Annotated in this window: 17 protein-coding genes and 1 pseudogene; 7 read left to right on the plus strand and 11 right to left on the minus strand. The window is 43.1% G+C overall.

The annotated features are described in order from the left end of the window. Nucleotides 1-541: 541 nt before the first annotated feature. From FTT86_RS08260 to def, 3 genes are all read right to left on the minus strand, one after another. Nucleotides 542-2542, minus strand: coding sequence for a TonB-dependent copper receptor (locus FTT86_RS08260; RefSeq protein WP_180180990.1), 2001 nt, complete (start codon nt 2540-2542; stop codon nt 542-544). Nucleotides 2543-2614: 72 nt separating this feature from the next. After that, entirely contained in the window at nt 2615-3025 is a 411-nt protein-coding gene (locus FTT86_RS08265; RefSeq protein ID WP_180180991.1) for a DUF2946 family protein, read from the minus strand. Between the two features lie 92 nt (nt 3026-3117). Continuing rightward, entirely contained in the window at nt 3118-3648 is a 531-nt protein-coding gene (def, locus tag FTT86_RS08270; RefSeq protein WP_004644875.1) for a peptide deformylase, read from the minus strand. A gap of 120 nt (nt 3649-3768) precedes the next feature. Between def and FTT86_RS08275 the strand changes: the two genes are divergently transcribed. The 3 genes from FTT86_RS08275 (at nt 3769) to FTT86_RS08285 (ending at nt 6765) form a co-directional block, all read left to right on the plus strand. Further along, nucleotides 3769-4923, plus strand: coding sequence for a LysM peptidoglycan-binding domain-containing protein (locus tag FTT86_RS08275; protein ID WP_180180992.1), 1155 nt, complete (start codon nt 3769-3771; stop codon nt 4921-4923). Nucleotides 4924-5014: 91 nt separating this feature from the next. Continuing rightward, nucleotides 5015-6154, plus strand: coding sequence for a DNA-processing protein DprA (dprA, locus tag FTT86_RS08280; RefSeq protein ID WP_180180993.1), 1140 nt, complete (start codon nt 5015-5017; stop codon nt 6152-6154). Nucleotides 6155-6195: 41 nt separating this feature from the next. After that, complete coding sequence (locus FTT86_RS08285) at nt 6196-6765, plus strand: L-threonylcarbamoyladenylate synthase (protein WP_121980267.1); 570 nt, start codon at nt 6196-6198, stop codon at nt 6763-6765. Between the two features lie 432 nt (nt 6766-7197). Here FTT86_RS08285 and FTT86_RS08290 read toward each other — a convergent pair whose 3' ends face one another. Continuing rightward, nucleotides 7198-8106: a DMT family transporter gene (locus tag FTT86_RS08290; protein WP_180180994.1), complete on the minus strand. Its 909-nt coding sequence runs from the start codon at nt 8104-8106 to the stop codon at nt 7198-7200. Nucleotides 8107-8296: 190 nt separating this feature from the next. Here FTT86_RS08290 and FTT86_RS08295 point away from each other — a divergent pair, with 190 nt between their 5' ends. From FTT86_RS08295 to FTT86_RS08305, 3 genes and pseudogenes are all read left to right on the plus strand, one after another. Further along, complete coding sequence (locus tag FTT86_RS08295; protein WP_180180995.1) at nt 8297-8842, plus strand: glutathione peroxidase; 546 nt, start codon at nt 8297-8299, stop codon at nt 8840-8842. Nucleotides 8843-9165: 323 nt separating this feature from the next. After that, on the plus strand, nt 9166-9765 hold the full coding sequence (locus FTT86_RS08300; RefSeq protein ID WP_180180996.1) for a hypothetical protein: 600 nt from the start codon (nt 9166-9168) through the stop codon (nt 9763-9765). A 141-nt stretch (nt 9766-9906) separates the two neighbouring features. Further along, nucleotides 9907-10922, plus strand: a pseudogene (locus FTT86_RS08305) (pirin family protein). A gap of 29 nt (nt 10923-10951) precedes the next feature. On the opposite strand, the gene FTT86_RS08310 reads toward FTT86_RS08305, so the two are convergent. Then, on the minus strand, nt 10952-12328 hold the full coding sequence (locus FTT86_RS08310) for an NAD-dependent succinate-semialdehyde dehydrogenase (protein ID WP_180180997.1): 1377 nt from the start codon (nt 12326-12328) through the stop codon (nt 10952-10954). Nucleotides 12329-12691: 363 nt separating this feature from the next. Between FTT86_RS08310 and FTT86_RS08315 the strand changes: the two genes are divergently transcribed. Beyond that, entirely contained in the window at nt 12692-13330 is a 639-nt protein-coding gene (locus FTT86_RS08315; protein WP_138743286.1) for a hypothetical protein, read from the plus strand. Between the two features lie 51 nt (nt 13331-13381). On the opposite strand, the gene FTT86_RS08320 is transcribed toward FTT86_RS08315, so the two are convergent. The 6 genes from FTT86_RS08320 to FTT86_RS08345 form a co-directional block, all read right to left on the minus strand. Further along, a complete protein-coding gene (locus FTT86_RS08320) occupies nt 13382-13801 on the minus strand; it encodes a F0F1 ATP synthase subunit epsilon (protein WP_004732608.1) in 420 nt (139 codons plus the stop codon). A gap of 27 nt (nt 13802-13828) precedes the next feature. Further along, nucleotides 13829-15223: a F0F1 ATP synthase subunit beta gene (atpD, locus tag FTT86_RS08325; protein ID WP_004644863.1), complete on the minus strand. Its 1395-nt coding sequence runs from the start codon at nt 15221-15223 to the stop codon at nt 13829-13831. A 26-nt stretch (nt 15224-15249) separates the two neighbouring features. Continuing rightward, nucleotides 15250-16119: a F0F1 ATP synthase subunit gamma gene (gene atpG / locus FTT86_RS08330; protein ID WP_004644862.1), complete on the minus strand. Its 870-nt coding sequence runs from the start codon at nt 16117-16119 to the stop codon at nt 15250-15252. 89 nt (nt 16120-16208) lie between these two features. Further along, nucleotides 16209-17753 (minus strand): F0F1 ATP synthase subunit alpha, encoded by a 1545-nt coding sequence (atpA, locus tag FTT86_RS08335; protein ID WP_004644861.1) that lies wholly within the window; start codon nt 17751-17753, stop codon nt 16209-16211. Between the two features lie 45 nt (nt 17754-17798). After that, a complete protein-coding gene (locus FTT86_RS08340) occupies nt 17799-18335 on the minus strand; it encodes a F0F1 ATP synthase subunit delta (protein ID WP_004644860.1) in 537 nt (178 codons plus the stop codon). A 12-nt stretch (nt 18336-18347) separates the two neighbouring features. After that, a complete protein-coding gene (locus FTT86_RS08345) occupies nt 18348-18818 on the minus strand; it encodes a F0F1 ATP synthase subunit B (RefSeq protein WP_004280990.1) in 471 nt (156 codons plus the stop codon). Nucleotides 18819-18839: the final 21 nt, after the last annotated feature.

Here is an 18839-nt window from a genome sequence, read left to right on the forward strand (position 1 = left end):
TTCTGACAAATATTTCTCAAATAAACTTCGAGTAATTTCTACCATCAATCAATGAAAATAATTTCGATCAATCAACCAGTAAAAATCCACACAAGTTGTTCTTCATAATCTCTTAATGATCTTCTTGCTGATTCGTCACCAGCAAGCTAGGTCGGCTATATTACTCTCTATCTCTAGAAAGTCAACCAGTAATGAAAACTATTTTTAAAATTTCTTTCTAAAACCGAACTTAATCAAACTTAACTAAGTCACTGTTTTATCAGAAGTTTTAATCTTCATCACCGCCGATGGATGTGCATTCTACAGCATTTCGGAGGGCTTGCAACCCCCTTTTTTAAACTTATGAAACGTGTGTTTATTTTATAAACCAATAAATTTATAAATCACTGTTTTATATGTGAAATTTATTTAAAGAAAAATGTTCATTATTTTATTTAGAAATACTAATAAGAAATATGTCATTGAATTTTATGTATTTAATTTATTTTAAAGTGAAAAAAGCAGGAGTTTTCTCCTGCTTTTTGTCTAGATTTAATTCAAATCAGAACTTCATGCTGATTCTAGCCCAGTAATTACGTCCAATATTATTAAATTGCTCATCAGTTGGCAGACCTGTACCTGAAGCCCCCATTTTATTTAAATGCTCGGTATATGTACGATCTAAGACATTGTCGCCCCCCACAGACAAATCGACACCTTCAGTTAGGTTGTAAGTACCGTTTAAAGACAAGGTGCCAAAACCTGTACTTTTCTTATTATCATAACCGACAATGTTCCCTTCGCGTTCGCTAATACGACTTTGACCATCCACAATGCGCCAGTAAGCACCCAAGGTATAACGATCTTGGATATAGCGAAGATTGATCCGTCCTTCTAAAGGTGCAATTTGTGGCAACGGCGTATTATTGGTGGTGTTTTCACCCCATGCATACATTGCACTCACATCTGCTTGAATGGCATCAGTGAACTGATAACCAATTCCTGCTTCGGCACCTGCAATAACTGCATCGACATTTCGAGTTTCTGCTTTATTGTTGGCGTTATATTTAGTCAAAATAAAGTCGTGGATTAAACCTGTATAAGCAGACGCCCATGAACTGAATTGACCATGCGAATGTTGATAGCCTAAATCAAGCTGCAGTGTTTTCTCAGTATCAATGTTTTTAAAGGTATTTTCATAACCGTTACCTTTTACGGGACTAAATAACTCCCAATAATCTGGCATACGCTCCACATAACCTAAACCGATATAAGTTTTCCCGTCATCATGCTCGGGATGAGGATTTTCAAAACGTATAAACGCGCTTGGTAAAGTTTCTTTACGTTCTTGTGCGGATTGAACTGCATCAACTTCAACTTGATCGATACGCAAACCAGAAACCAGTTTATTATTTTCATTAAGCTGATAGCTTAATTCACCAAAACCACCTACAGACTGAAATTCCATATCGGTCATGCGTGGCATATTCTGATAGGGAACGCCAGCTGTTGTCTTACGAATCGAGTGCTCATTATTTTGTGTATCAAGACCAGAGATCAGTTTGATCTTGTCCCACTCACTGGTCATGGCAACACGCGCATTTAAGGTTTTACGTGCCACATTGGTTGCCATTTCCATCATTGGTTTTGGTCTTAAACTATAGTTATCCATAACGTGGTCATTAAAGTTATAGTTCACTTGAGCTTCGACTTTTTGAATGATATCGGTAAGATTTTTCTTTTCTACACGAAGTCCTAAACTTTCACGGGCAAACTTGGAACCATCCATCATGCGCCCCGCATAGACGGCTTCACCATCAGCTTTACCGCCAGTCAACTCTACCCAGGTATCTTCATCCGGTGTCCAGCCTAAAGCCAGATCCGCATTCCAGCGTTCCCAATCTGAAGGCACAGTGGTTCCATCACCATCTTGATAACTATTCGATACCGAACGATTGGTATTCAGACGGATATATTTCTGCGCATCGCCTGCTGCAACTTCGACATTATGATCCAGACGGCCAAATGACCCCATCAAGACACTGGCCTGACCGCGATAGTTTTGATCTTGATCAAACTGTTCCGGCGTACGTTCGAAAATCACTGTGGCCGCAGAGCCAGTATTGGCATACTGAACCGTTTGCGGTCCTTTAATCACCGAAATACGGTCATAGCTTTCCGGAGAAATATAAGAGGTCGGCGAATCCATACGACTTGGACAGGCGCCCAGGTTTTCAGTGCCATCAGTCAGGATCTTAATTCGTGAACCAAACATACCGCGGAATGTCACATCACCATTGGTGCCGGCACCGCTATTGACCGAACTAAAGCCAACAATACTTTGTAAATAATCCGCACCATCACTCGCAGGAATCGGTTGAATCGGCTGTTTAGGGTCGGTGCGGACAATCAGCCCATTGGCATCATTACCTGCTGCCGATGTCACCACAATCGGGGCAAACGTCTGCACTGGCATGGCATCATTGGCCATCACTATCGAAGAATAACAAGCAACACAAATCGCAGCCGCAAGTGGCTGTAAAGAAAATTTAGGCTGAGCCATTTCTCTATCTCACTAAATACATAAATTAGGCACGGCTTGAGTCAATACAAACCCAAGCTGAAAAATGCAGATTTATGTAGGAAGTGGTGGCGCTCGCCCCTGAGGAATTAAGAAGAGTTGCTGAAGGACAAACCAGACATGCTTAAAGGTTTTTTGATAAGCAATTAAACGGACATGAATCCGGTCAAGAACCTGTTTGATGTCCAGATCAGGCGGTAAGACCAAATTGGCATAAACCTTACAGTACTGACACTGATGATTAGCATCATGATGATCATGTTGAAGATGATCAGATTGGACAAGGTGAGTATGCTCGCCAGCGCTATGCTGCGCATGAGCATCTGTCGCGATAAAAAGCGCACGCGTGATGGTTTCACAGACCGGAGCAACTTGATATTGCTTCGGTAACAAAGGCTGTAAAAATACAGCAATCTGTAGAAACACAGCTGCAAATGCAAATAGCAGCCCCGCGCGTAAAAACACAGGCTATTCCTAAAATATGCTTATGTTGATTATAACAAAGCCCAATCAGAATTAGGCTTTGGTAGACCATTTAAATAAACTTTAAAATGATCCTAGCGTTTCACTGCCACCTTGTCTTTATTACGCTGGCGTACCAGTTTTTCCACTTTTTCACGTGCACGTTGACGTTTTAATGGCGATAAATAATCGACAAACAATTTACCATTTAAGTGATCCATTTCATGTTGGATACACACAGCGAGAAGTCCGTCAGCATCAAGCTCAAATGCTTGACCTTCCAGATTAATTGCCTCGATTTTTACGCGTGACGGACGATCAACTTTATCGTATATTTGAGGAACTGATAGACAGCCTTCTTCGTAGGGCTGCGTTTCTTCAGTCAATGGTGTGATTTTGGGGTTAATAAACACCATCGGTTGATCTTTATTTTCAGACAGATCCATAACAATCAGCTGAATATGACGATCCACCTGAGTCGCGGCAAGTCCGATACCTGGTGCTTCATACATGGTTTCAAACATATCCGCAGCGAGCTGACGAATTTCATCAGTCACTTCTTCGACAGGTTGTGCAATGGTACGAAGACGGGGATCCGGGAAACTTAAAATAGGTAATAAGGCCATACTGCGTCCTCAATTATGCCATTGATCAAAAAACCAAATGAAGGGAATGCTTCATCAAAAAAATGTGTGTAAGATCGTTATTATAACGCAACTACGCACATAATTTTAGGAATTATGATAATGAAAAAGGTTTTGAAGGGCATGCCATTTTTTAGTGCCTTGGGGTTTAAAAATCAGATGCTGGCACTTGCCGTTTGTGTAAGCGTCAGTATGGGGACCATTCATTCTGCCGAGGCAGCACCTGCGCGCAACGTCAATCCACCGGCATTAAAAGCTAATGCACCGAACGTTTATGTGGTGAAAAAAGGCGATACGCTTTGGGATATCTCGAAACGCTTCCTGAAAAATCCGGTCCGTTGGCCGGAAATCTGGGCCAGTAATAAGCACGTGAAAAATCCACACTGGATTTTCCCGGGTGACCGCCTGCTGATGTGTGATTACCAAGGCCGCCCAATTATTGGTAAAGACGAAGGTGATGGTTGTGAAGGTATAATCAACCGCTATCTTGGCAGTAGTTCTCTGCAACCCCAGATTCGTGTTGAATCTTTAAATAATACGATTCCCGTGATTCCGCTTGAGCATATCAAGCAGTGGCTAGAGCGCTATACCCTTCTGGCGCCTGATTCAGTTCAAGGTACGCCATATATCCTCGGAACTGCAGATCAGCGCGTACTGGCAGGCAAAGGCCAGAAAGTTTATGCACGTGGTCACGGTCTGGAAGTTGGTCAACGCTATGCCGTGTATCGCGAAGCTGAACCGTATGTATTTACCGATGCGAATGGCAAGAAATATACGGCTGCACTCGAGCTGCAACAGGTGGCATCCGGTATTGCAGTTCGTGGCGAAGGTGATGTCACCACACTTGAACTGACAGATAGTTACAATGCTGAAGTACGTCGCGGTGATCGTGTCTTACCAGAATACGATCCAATGTTACCGACTCTGTTCTATCCGACCAATGCAGAAAATATTGCTGCCGGTGGCCAGATTGTGCGTGTATTGGGGTCAATTGGTACAGCAGCACGTCATAGTGTCGTCACCATTGACCGTGGTACGGCACATGGGGTTCAGACGGGTCATGTCTTTAGCGTGAATCAAAAAGGTGAAGTGGTGACTGATCCGAAAACCAAAGAACGGGTGCAATTACCGGGCGAGCGTATTGGTCAGGTCATGGTATTTAAAACCTTCGATCAATTGAGCTACGCTTATGTGCTGGAAAGTGAATTACCAATCAAGGTTGGTGCCAACATTCAGCCGCCACTATTAGAAGACTAAGCTTTTAAACGGGATGATGTGGATTGATCGGCATCATCCCTCTTGTTTGAACTCATACCCATAATAAGAAGATACCGAAATAGGTCTCACCATGTTGAATACATTGTCGACAGCGCAAATCCATGCCATTACGCTGTGGTATTTACTGCAACACTCCCTCAGCAGCTTTTATAAAATCAGTCAGCATTATGCAGACCTCGCCCATGCAATTGATGGTTCTCAAACCGAAACCTGGCGTAAGTTGGGCATTCATAAAAACCACATTCAGCGCCTGCAAGATTTCCAGTCAAGTGAGTCGCAGCTCCATTTTCAGCGCAGTCTTGAGCAGATCCAGTTGCACAGTGACTTTGTGCTTTTACATACAGATGCCGAATATCCACAGCAATTGAGCCATTATGCGCATAAGCCGCCAATCCTGTTCGGGCAAGGGTATGCAGATCAATTGCTGCAACCGCAAATCGCGATTGTGGGGAGTCGCAAGCCAAGTCTGCACGGCCGGCAAGTCGCTTATGACTTTGCTTTTTATTTGAGTGAACAGGGTTTTTATATTAATAGTGGCCTGGCACAAGGGATTGATGAAGCAGCACATCAGGCCGCATTACAACATCGGCGAACGATTGCAGTGATGGGCACAGGCATTGAACAGACCTACCCTGCCGCCCATCAAACACTACGTCAGCAAATCATCGAACATGGAGGTACGGTCATTACTGAGTTTTTGCCATTTACTCCCCCCTTACAGCAGCATTTTCCACGGCGTAACCGAATTGTCAGTGGCTTAAGCCTCGGGGTGATTGTGGCAGAAGCCGCCTTGAAAAGCGGTTCATTGCTGACCGCACAATGGGCAGCGGAACAAGGCAAGACCACATTCGCCATCCCGGGGCATATTTACAGTGAACATCATCAGGGCTGTCATAAACTGATTCGTGAAGGCGCGATTTTAATTGAGCATCCACAGCAAGTAATCGAGGATCTGGCCTTAGCCACCCAGTGGCAATCAAATGCAAATCATTTAAAAAAAGACAGTCCGCCTGAGCAAGCAAGTACCATTCCACCGCATTTAATTCATCTTTATAATCAACTTGATTGGGTCGGACAGAGTCTGGATCAACTGGGAACGCAGGTAAAGCAAGAGGTATCTGCTTTGACCAGTCAACTGATGGAACTGGAGTTGCTCGGTTTTTGTACCCAGCAAGCCGGCCTGTATCTACGTTGTCGGATTCTGAAATAAGGTTCACAATAGCGCTTTGTTGTTTAATATAAGGTATCCACATGATCACTACCTCTGTTGCCGAAGCAGCAGCATGGCTTAAAGACGGACAAGTCTTGGCATATCCTACAGAGGCTGTTTGGGGCTTGGGTTGCGACCCCTATAATGAACAGGCATTTCATCAGATTCTAGAATTGAAGCAACGCCCGATTGAGAAAGGTGTGATTCTGCTGGCAGCTCATCTTTCACAGGTAGAACATCTGCTGCAGGATTTAAGCGAAGAAATGCGTGAAAAAGTGATTGAATCCTGGAACCATGACAGACCTGCTGATCGCGCGACCACCTGGCTACTTCCTGCAAATAAAGATATTCCTGACTGGATTAAAGGTCATCATCCTAAAGTAGCCGTACGTGTAACCACTCACCCACTCTGTGTCGCATTGTGTCAGGCCTTTGGCGGTTTTATCGTTTCTACCAGTGCCAACCCTGCCGGCATGGAACCTGCCCGCTCACTGCAGGATGCGATCCGCTATTTTGACCAGAATCTGAATTATCTTAATGGTGACCTCGGTTTAAGTCAGCAACCAAGCCGGATTATTGATGCTGTGACTGGCGTAGTTATTCGTGACTGAGTCCTGTCTGATTTAGTCGGGACACTCAAGCCCGACTAAAGTTTTAAGACAAAAAAAAGCTCAGCCATATAGGGATGGCTGAGCATAAAAAAGGATGTGCATAAATCACATCCAGAGGGTTCAGAAAATCTCTGGGAGTCTGATAAAACAAGGATTTTCTTGCTTGATCATTCTCGATGGGCGCATTATGAAAGAAACTGAGTACAACGACAAGTACAATAAAAAACTCAATTAATACATTTTTCCTATTAAAAAAGTAGAGCTTTTATTAAGAATTCAAAATATCTAGCTCATTCCATTCCGATTTTAAAATAAAGTGCTAATTTTCTATTTATTTTTACATTCATAAATCAGTATTTAAAAGGTGAATTCTATTAAAAAAACATGCCCGAATGATCGATATTTAAACAATTAAGAATTTTAAAAACTGGGCTACTTCCTTATGACTTGGCTTTTTCCGGGATACTGTGCCCATAAAACTCCCAATAAAATAATACTGCCGCCAATAGTGTGATACATGGTCCACGCTTCGCCTAACCACAAATATGCGACTACTGCGGTAAAGACAGGCATCAGGTTCATAAAAATACTACTGCGATTGGGGCCAAGTTGCTGTACGGCCATCATCCAGAATAACGGCGCGACAATGGAAGGGAAAATTCCGGCATAGATAATGCTTACTGCATTAGCGTGATTGATGCTGTCCAGACCTAAAATCAATACCAAAGGAATATGATAGAGAAAGGCCATAAAAATCTGGATATACAGGCTCACGAAGAGTGGAATCTGAATCTGCCATTTTTTCAGAAACACGCCATAACAGGCATAGAAAAATACTGCGATCAACATCAACAGATCGCCAATATAGCTTTCACCTACGCTTAAGAACTGCAGACCCTGCCCTTGCGCCATGACATACATCAAGCCAATAAAGGACAGAAGACTCCCTAGCACTGCAGCCTGTGTCGGGCGAATCTTTAAAACAAAAATACCCACGATAATGGTAAAAATTGGAATAAAGGCATTGATCAGGCCCATATTGGTCGCAGTAGTGTAGTGTGCCGAGCTATAGGCCAGTCCCTGATACAGCACCATTCCCAGCACACTCAAAACAGCAAAATGTCCGAGATATGGACGAATTTCCGGCCAGGCGGCTTTGACTTTGGAAAACATGAATGGAGTTAAAATCAGTAAGGCCAAGGCCCAGCGGTAGAAACTAATACTGATGGGAGAAATATAATCTGCCACATAACGGGTAACCGTCATATTCAGAGACCAAATCAAAACTGCGGCCAGTGGTAAGGCCATGGCCCACCAGACTACCTTTTGTTGCTGTGTCATACTTTCATCCATGAGTCGCTGGTCTTGTTATTAAGCTATGCCTATTCGCGCATCCTAGCATAATAGATTTTTCACATAATATTGAGGCAATTTGCAGCTTTAAGTAACTGAGCTCACCTGTTTCTACTTGTGCTGAAAGCGAATACCCGTTAAAACAAATACCGTTCAGTCGCAATAAACAGGAAATCTAATGACTCGCTCTGTATATGACATTCCAGTCAAAACTATTGAAGGAACAGAAACCACTTTAAACCATTACCAGGGTAAGGTTTTGCTGGTGGTTAACGTCGCATCTAAATGTGGCTTGACGCCGCAATATGAAGGCTTACAAAAACTGTATCAGGACAAAAAAGCGGAAGGTTTGGAAATTCTTGGCTTCCCTGCCAATAACTTTTTGGAACAGGAACCGGGTAGCGAAGCCGAGATTCAGGAATTCTGCTCAGTGAATTATAAAGTTGACTTCCCGCTATTTGCTAAAATCTCTGTCGCGGGTGAAGACAAGCATCCTTTATATACCACCCTTACGCAAGCGATCCCGGAACGCATCGGTGAAGGCCCTTGGTGGAAAGATCTGGTCGATTATGGCCTAACGCCAAACCAGCCACCAGAAGTACTATGGAACTTTGAAAAATTCCTGATCAATAAAAATGGTGAAGTGGTGGCACGTTTTGCACCGGATATTACTGCGGATGATCCACGGATTGTCGATGCAGTGAACGCAGAACTTGCAAAATAATTCTCGATTATTCTCATAAGCTTCAAGCTTGAAATAAGTATCTATTTTTTGATAGATACTTATTTTTTTAAAACCGCTATTTAGCTAAATTGAGATTCACCGGACATATCTTTAAAGTAATTGCAGGCCAAAAAAGCCAATTCGGTGAGAACAAAGTACTTCTTTACCAGCTTTTGATAAAACTTTTTCCTGTTTTTAAATAATGAAATATTCGGAACCCAGAAGAATTGTTATGAGTTTGCAACAATCTTTTTTATCTCCATAGTTTGTCCTTATATTAGATACTATTAAAATTCCATCACCTGTATCGAGACCCTGATTCCATGTTCAAGATTCTTGCCAATGCTGTCCTTCCTTTCGCATTATTTAGCTCGGGAATTTTACTGATGGGCTGTGAACAGGCTGTCGAAGCACCGGCTGAACAGGTAGATACCACGACCTCAGATCTGGAACCAGCCTCTCAGCAACAGAGTTCAGCAGCACAAACCGAACTTAAATCGGGCAATATGTTTTATATGGTTCGTGATGTAGCCGACTTACAGCTCAAGGCCGGCAGTTATGTAGAACAGTTAAAACAGACCCAGACCGAACTGCAAACGGCGGTCGAAGCTAAAGATACCCAGCAACTGCAGTCCACTGCGACCCAGCTACAACAGCAACTCAGCAGTTTTAATCAGGTGTTAGGCAACCTGAACTTGAAAAGTCAGGAAATTGACCAGATTCGTGACAACATTATGACCGCCAATCAGCAAGTTCTGGCTTCTCCTCTTTTAAATGGTCAGGTGGATTTCAGCCAAGTGAACTTGAAAAAGATTGAATCCCAGATGGTTAATGTGCAATCCGAAATGGTCAAACTGGCCGGCTTGCTGATCCAGAATCCAGATCAGGAATCAGAGAGCAATACTGATCAGGATAATACTTAAAATACCTAAAAATCTCATTTTGAGGCGATTGATCGAAACCCACCTTCCTCAATCGTCTTGCAGGCTATACACTGTTATGGATTATAAAAATTATATTTAGATCAAGAATTTTCATCTAATCAGATCATCAGGAGTTCAATCATGTCGAATTCAGTGCTGTATTCTGTGGTTCCAGTCACATCCCGGCTTGATCTGAAAGATCCTTTTATTTTACCGTTCATCATCAAGATCATTATCCGCAAGGCAATGTCGAATTAGGCACAGTTTCCCCGCCACAGCAGCATGAATATGACATGTATTATGGCGAGAGTATTCCAGGCTTTCCGGAGCATCCGCATACTGGCTTTGAAACCATTACCATTGTTGAGCGCGGTTATATCGATCATTTTGACTCGCTGGGAAACTCGGGACGTTATGGCGCGGATGATGTGCAATGGCTGACTACCGGCAATGGGGTACAGCATTGCGAGATGTTTCCCTTAGTCCATCAGGATCAGGACAATCCTCTGGAGCTGTTTCAAATCTGGCTGAACTCCTCACCAGAACAGAAAAAACAGCCAGCCGATTATAAAATGTTGTGGCGTGAACAAATTCCACATGTATTTTCAGCCGATGCGGCCGGACGTAAAGCGGATATCGGGGTCATTTCAGGGCAATTTAAACAGACTCAGGCACTGGATCGGCCACCACATTCATGGGCAGCCATGCCAGAGAATCAGCTCAATATTTATTTAATCACTTTAAAGCCGGAAGCAGAATTAATCATTCCTGCAACCACTGCTACTGCAACGCGTTTTTGTTATTTTTATCAAGGTACAAGCTTGGAGCTTGAAGGACAGAAGATAGCGCCGAAGCATCTACTTGAACTCAAACCGGATGCAGATATTCAGCTCAAAGGTGGGCTGCTGGAATCACATATTTTATGGCTGGAAGGTGAACCGATCGGTGCACCGGTGGCTATGCATGGGCCTTTTGTTCTGAATAGTGCTCAAGAACTGGATACTGCTTTTCGCCGTTATCGCGAAACCCAGTTTGGTGGCTGGCCTTGGCGAAGTGCTGAACCGTCATTTCCACCAGAACACCCACGTTTTGCCAGTTATGAAGGTGGCAAACGTGAAGAATATCCAGACCAACCAGTCAAAGAAGCCACTGAATAGTGGCTTCTTTGACATTGGATCAGCTCATATTATTTTTTCGGGCTTTTGACGACGACCAGTTTTTTCTGCACAAATTCTCTGAAACCGTCAATGGAGAGTTCGTGACCATAACCCGAGTTCTTGATTCCGCCAAATGGCAATTCTGGCGCAGTATCGGTATACCAGTTAATCCAGATCATACCCGTTTCGACACGTGAAGCCAGCTTTTTCGCCCGCTCGATATCTTGTGAATGAATCACACCACCCAGACCATAATTAGAATCATTGGCAATTTCGACAATTTCATCATCATCCTTCGCCACATAGATTTGTGCCACTGGGCCAAAAAATTCTTCATACCAGGCTTCATTTTCACGCGTGATATTTTCCAGAATGGTCGGTGCATAGAAATTGCCTTGATGATCTACAGCTTTGCCGCCAGTGACTACGGTCGCACCTTGCGCTACGGCCTTTTCGACTTGCTTGGTAAGTTTTTCCAGCGCATCTTTTGAAGACAGTGGCCCTAAAGTGGTTTCCGGATCAAGCGGATCACCCAGCTTTAATTGCTCAAAAGCTTTCAGCATACCAGCCTTGAATTGTTCGGCAATTTTTTCATGCAGAATAAATCGCTTCGCTGCCGTACAGACTTGGCCAGCATTATTGACTCTTGCCTGAAAGCCTAACTTGATTGCGCGTTCCAGATCAGCATCATCAAGTACGATAAATACATCATTACCACCCAATTCCAGTGTGGATTTTTTAAGATGTTTCCCGGCCTGTTCAGCGACTGCACTACCCGCACCTTCTGAGCCTGTCAGTGCCACACCGCGTACACGCTTGTCTGCAATGACATCTTTAACCTGATCGGAGCTGATAAACAGATTGGTCCAGACCCCTTTGGGTGCGCCTCCCTCTAAGACCAGCTTTTCAAAGGCTTCGGCACATTGCGGTACAATTCTGGCATGTTTTGCCAAAACTGGATTACCAATCGCACAGTTTGGTGCAAAAACCCGCATCAGTTGATAAAACGGGAAATTCCACGGTTCAACTGCCATAATAATACCCAGTGGATGATGCTCGACCCAAGCTTCTCCTAGTTCCGTTTCATAGGACACTGGCGCTAAAAACTCTTTGGCATGATCGGCATAGTATTCTGCAATTTTGGCGCAGGTTTCGATTTCACCTTCACTTTGCTTAATCAGTTTCCCCATATCCTGGGTCATAAGCTTGGCCAGTTCAGCTTTTTGCGCTCGCATGTTGGTAGCCAATTTACGCAGTACTGCAATACGGATATCGACCTGCTGTGACCATTCTGACTTTAGAATTTTTTCTGCAGTATCGAGTGCATGTTGAATATCTTGATCGCCATGCGATGGGTAGTCTTTCAATTTTCGATTGGTAAATGGATTAATAGATTGATAAGCCATGGTTTTCCCTTTTTTCAATTATAAGTTTTGCCTGTTCTAAACTTCTATCGTATTAAGCTATAACAAGCGAAATCTGTTCGAATCATTTAACTTATCACTGATTTTTTTATGGCGTGTGCAGGTTTACAGATTGGTTCAAAACATTACTGAGAAAGGGTAAAAGTTATATCGAGTGGTACAAATTAAAATTTATTTAAGAATCGGAAATGTAAAACCAACACTCTCAAGACCGATACTTGCAAAAATTCCAAGCTAAAACAAATAATCTAAATCAGCTGTTTTAAGGTGATGCTAAAAATATAAATTTCAAATTTTCAGGTGTGTAGTACATTATTCTATATAGTAGAAAAAAGAAAATTCATAATGAGTCAAATACCATCTAATATCATTCAAACAGCAGAAAACTATTTTGATAATACAGTTTTAGAAACGACTGATACTATTTTTCAAGAAATTTTAAAAGCTTTTCCAATAGCATCTTCAGGTTTAGCGATTTATAAAGTTTTCAGAAGCTATAACGAAAAGCAAAAATTAAAAAATATCCTGGAATTTATAAAGGAAGGTGAAAAGTTAGCATCAGGAACATTACTAAAAATCTTCAAGAATCAAAACAACTTAGAAATAGGTGGTGAATTACTCAATGCTTTAGATAAAGTCTATTTAATCCATCAATCTAAAATGCTCGCTCGTTTAGCTCTTTTATATGATGCGAAAGAAATAAATCGTGAAAATTTTTTAAGATATGCTCATATTATTCCTCAATTTACATCGTTTTTATTAGAAGGGTTAGAAAAAGCCTACTTATCATTTGAAATGAACAAATCCAAGAAGGATTACTACCTTACGAATAATGAATGTAACTTTTCAGCATCTGAATTAGAAAAGTTTGGTTTTTTGTACGTAGTAGCTACATTTGGTTCTGGCAATAATTATGGTAGAGAAAAAGACTTAATCTTTTTTTATGAACACATATATAAAAACAAACATGATAAGAACCTATGAACCATAAAAAAACCACCCTCTCGGGTGGTTTTTTCAATCTCAAACCGTCTCTTATTGAGCGCGGTTTTTGATTTTGCGGATCGTTTCCAGCTGAGCAGCAGTTTCTGCAAGAGCAGCCAAAGCAGCAGCAGCGTCCAAATCGCTCTTTTGATTCGCAAGCAATGCTTCAGCGTGTTTACGCGCTTCAACAATAGCTGCTTCATCTAAGTTTTCTGCACGGACTGCAGTATCTGCAAGAACCGTAACAACATGCGGTTGAACTTCTAGAACACCACCAGATACATAGATCAACTCTTCTGTACCGTTTTCCAATATAACGCGGATCGCGCCAGGTTGGAGCAAAGTTACCAACGGAGCATGGCCAGGCATAATACCCAACTCACCGCCAGCACCTTTTGCAATTAGCATAGTTATAGTGCCTGAGTACAAAGACTCCTGAACACTTACAACATCACATTGCATAGTCGCCATGAGAATCTCCTAAATTAGAGTAGCTAATTAAAGTTTCTCGGCTTTAGCAATAACTTCGTCAATACCACCAACCATGTAGAACGCTTGTTCTGGGATGTGATCGTATTCACCAGCTAGAAGACCTTTAAAGCCACGAATCGTTTCTTTAAGAGATACTAATTTACCAGGAGCACCAGTAAATACTTCAGCTACGTGGAACGGTTGAGAGAAGAAACGCTGGATTTTACGCGCACGGTAAACAACCAGTTTATCTTCTTCAGCAAGCTCGTCCATACCAAGAATCGCGATGATGTCTTTAAGCTCTTTATAACGTTGCAATACGTTCTGTACAGAACGTGCAATTTCATAATGCTCTTGACCAACAACTAACGGATCTAACTGGCGTGAAGTTGAGTCTAGTGGATCGATCGCTGGGTAAATACCAGAAGATGCGATGTCACGGCTCAATACAACAGTTGCGTCCAAGTGAGCAAACGTTGTAGCAGGCGATGGATCTGTCAAGTCATCGGCAGGTACGTATACCGCTTGGATTGACGTAATAGAACCAGACTTAGTCGATGTAATACGTTCTTGAAGAACACCCATCTCTTCTGCAAGTGTAGGCTGGTAACCTACTGCAGATGGCATACGACCTAGAAGTGCTGATACTTCAGTACCCGCTAGTGTATAACGATAGATGTTATCTACGAACAATAGTACGTCACGGCCTTTACCGTTTTCGTCTTTCTCGTCACGGAAATATTCAGCCATAGTAAGACCAGTCAACGCTACGCGTAAACGGTTACCCGGTGGCTCGTTCATCTGACCGTAGACCATTGCTACTTTGTCTAGAACGTTAGAATCTTTCATTTCGTGATAGAAGTCGTTACCTTCACGAGTACGCTCACCAACACCAGCGAACACAGATAAACCTGAGTGCGCTTTCGCGATGTTGTTGATCAACTCCATCATGTTTACAGTTTTACCAACACCGGCACCACCGAACAGACCAACTTTACCACCTTTCGCGAACGGGCAAAGTAAGTCGATGACTTTAATACCAGTTTCTAAAAGGTCAGTAGAAGCCGCTTGTTCTGCATAAGAAGGCGCTTGACGGTGAATTGGTAAACGCGCTTCAGTCGCAACAGGACCAGCTTCGTCGATCGGGCGACCAAGAACGTCCATGATACGGCCTAGAGTCGCTGTACCTACTGGTACAGAAATCGGCGCGTTAGTGTTAGTTACGTTCAAACCACGCTTAAGGCCTTCAGTAGAACCCATTGCAATAGTACGAACTACGCCATCACCAAGCTGTTGCTGAACTTCTAAAGTAGTTTCAGTACCATCTACTTGGAGAGCGTCATAGATCTTAGGAACGCTGTTGCGTTCAAACTCGACGTCGATAACCGCGCCGATGATCTGAATGATACGACCGCTATTCATTGCTGTCTCCTCAATTCAAAATAATGTTAAACGGCAGCGGCACCACCAACGATCTCAGAAATTTCCTGAGTAATCGCGGCTTGACGCAGCTTGTTATAAATAAGTTGCAGGCTCTTAATGATCTCGCCTGCGTTGTCTGTCGCTGCTTTCATAGCGACCATACGTGCAGACTGCTCACATGCGATGTTTTCAATCACACCTTGATACACCACAGACTCGATATAGCGAACCAACAAGCCATTTAAAAGCTCTTCAGCTTCAGGCTCGTAGATGTAATCCCAACCGTATTGACGGTTCAGATTCTTGTCTTCTTCAGCAGCAGCCAAAGGAACAAGTTGTTCGATTTTTTGATTTTGAGTCATGGCATTGACAAAGCCGTTTGACACTAGATAAATACGATCTAACTCGCCTTTATCATAAGCGTCCAACATCACCTGTACAGAACCAGATAACTGCTCAAGACTTGGGGCATCGCCGACTTGCGTCGTCGCACCAAGCACTTTACCGCCGTAGTTTTTAAAAAACGAAACCGCTTTTTGACCAATTAAAGCAAATTGAACTTCAATTGACTGCTCTTGTTGCTGTTGAACGTGTTTAACCACTTTCTTGAACAGGTTAATGTTCAAACCACCAGCAAGGCCACGATCTGAAGACACAATGATATAGCCAACGCGCTTAACCGGGCGTTCAACCATATAACGGTGTTTGTATTCAGGGTTCGCTTGGACCAAATGAGCAATTACACGGTGCATATTTTCGGCATACGGACGGCCTTGAGCCATGCGCTCTTGCGCACGACGCATCTTAGAAGCTGCTACCATTTGCATCGCTCGAGTAATCTTCTGCGTGCTCTTGATACTAGCTACTTTGGCGCGAATTTCTTTTAAATTTGCCATACGCTTAACCTAGTATTCGAAAGCCCTTGCGAGCTTCCGAAGGTTGATTCCGTGAACCAAACCGACACTAAATTCAACAGAGGTTGAAATTAGTAAGTTTGAGTCGCTTTAAAGCTTTCAATACCTGCTTTGATTGCAGCTTCGATGTCTTTGTTGTAATCACCAGAGGCATCGATTTGTTGCATTAACGCAGCATGCTCTGAACGGAAGTAAGAAATTAACGCAGCATCAAAGTCTACGATTTTCTTAACGTCTACGTCAGCCATGTAGCCTTCGTTAGATGCATAAATTGAAACAGCTTGGTCAGCAATTGAGTATGGAGCATATTGTTTTTGCTTCATTAACTCAGTTACACGTTGACCATGTTCAAGTTGCTTACGAGTTGCTTCGTCAAGATCAGAAGCGAACTGAGCAAATGCTGCCAATTCACGGTATTGCGCCAAAGCAGTACGGATACCACCAGACAATTTCTTGATGATCTTAGTTTGCGCTGAACCACCAACACGAGATACAGAGATACCCGCGTTCACAGCAGGACGAATACCTGCGTTGAATAATGATGTTTCAAGGAAGATCTGACCATCAGTAATCGAAATTACGTTGGTTGGTACGAATGCAGATACGTCACCCGCTTGAGTTTCAATAATCGGCAATGCAGTTAATGAACCAGTTTGGCCTTTAACTTCACCGTTAGTGAATTTCTCAACGTAGTCAGCAGATACACGAGAAGCACGTTCAAGTAGACGCGAGTGTAGATAGAACACGTCACCTGGATACGCTTCACGACCTGGTGGACGGCGTAAAAGCAATGAAATTTGACGGTAAGCAACAGCTTGCTTAGACAAGTCATCATAAATGATTAACGCATCTTCACCGCGGTCACGGAAGTATTCGCCCATTGTACAGCCAGAATACGGAGCTAGATACAGCATTGCTGCTGGATCAGCTGCAGCTGCAGCTACAACAGTTGTATACGCCATAGCGCCAGTTTCTTCTAGCTTGCGTACCACGTTAGCGATAGTCGATTGTTTTTGACCGATTGCTACGTATACACATTTAATGCCAGAGTTTTTCTGAGCGATGATCGCGTCGATCGCCATTGCTGTTTTACCAGTTTGACGGTCACCAATGATCAACTCACGTTGACCACGGCCTACAGGGATCATTGTATCTACTGATTTATAACCAGTTTGTACAGGTTGATCCACTGATTGACGCCAAATTACGCCTGGTGCTACTTTTTCAACAGCATCAGTTAATTTTGCATCAATAGGGCCTTTACCATCAATCGGGTTACCCAAAGCATCTACTACACGGCCTAAAAGTTCTGGACCAACCGGAACTTCTAATACACGACCTGTGCAACGCGCTTTTTGACCTTCTTGAAGGCTTAAGTAGTTACCTAAAACAACGACGCCCACTGAATCCTGTTCTAGGTTCAGTGCCATACCGTAAAGGCCGCCGTCGAATTCGATCATTTCACCGTACATAGCGTCAGCTAAGCCGTGAATACGCACAATACCGTCGGAAACCATAACAATGGTTCCTTCGTTCTTAGCGGTTGCGCTGGTGTCCAGATCGCCGATACGCTGTTTAATGAGCGCACTGATCTCGGATGGATTCAGTTGTTGCATTGCGCTATACCTCAATCTTTTTAAAGTTCAGTCTTCTAAATGCAATTAAGCAAGAAGACGAGTACGCATTTTTTCAAGCTTGTTAAGCGCAGAATCATCTATCACTTGGTCGCCTGCACGAATAACTACACCAGCAATCAGCGCTGGGTTAACTTCTACAGAAACATTTACCGCCGCTTCGAATTTTTTCTCTAATGCGTGAGTAAGAAGTTGTTCCTGTACAGAAGTCAATGGGAATGCTGATTCAATCACAACATCCACAGTATTGTTATTCTGTGATTTAAGCTGCTCATATTCTGCTGCAATCTCAGGAAGAAGAACCAAACGGTTATTCTCTGCAAGCAATGTCAGGAAGTTAGACACTGCTGCAGTTTGGTCTTCACCTAAAACTTTCGCAAAAAGAGCCACCTGCTCAGCAGGTGTAAGCTCAGGGCGATTTAGATAAGCTGAAAATGCTTCGTCTTGCACCGCAGCACTGAGCAATTCAAGTGCTGTTGACCAAGAGTCAGTTGCACTTTGCTCAGAAGCGTAAGCAAATGCTGCTTTAGCGTATGGGCGTGCCAACGTCAAGAGTTCAGCCATAATCCGCCTCTCTTAAAGTTTAGCAGCCAGCTGAGTCAGCATGGCATTGTGAGCTTCTGCATCAACTTGCTGGCTAAGAATTTTCTCAGCACCAGTTACTGCAAGAGCAGCCACTTGTTGACGCAATTCTTCGCGAGCAGCATTGATTTCAGTATCAACAGCTTCTTTAGCCTGTTGACGAATACGCTCACCTTCAGCCGCAGCTTGGGTACGCGCTTCTTCGATCAATTGTGCACCACGACGGTTCGCTTGTTCGATCAATTGAGCCGCTTGTGCTTTTGCCGCGTCTAACTCAGCTTTCACTTGTGCTTGCGCATCTGCAAGGTCAGCCTTCGCTTTTTCAGCAGCATTTAAGCCATCAGCGATTTTACGCTGACGTTCACTAATCGCATTGATTAGTGGTGGCCATACAAACTTCATGCAGAATGCGACAAAAATCGCAAACGCAATCGCTTGGCCAAACAATGTGAGGTTGATATTCATTGCAAATTCCTCAAATAGTGA

This window comes from Acinetobacter sp. YH01021, assembly GCF_013420255.1.
Taxonomy (GTDB): Bacteria; Pseudomonadota; Gammaproteobacteria; order Pseudomonadales; family Moraxellaceae; genus Acinetobacter.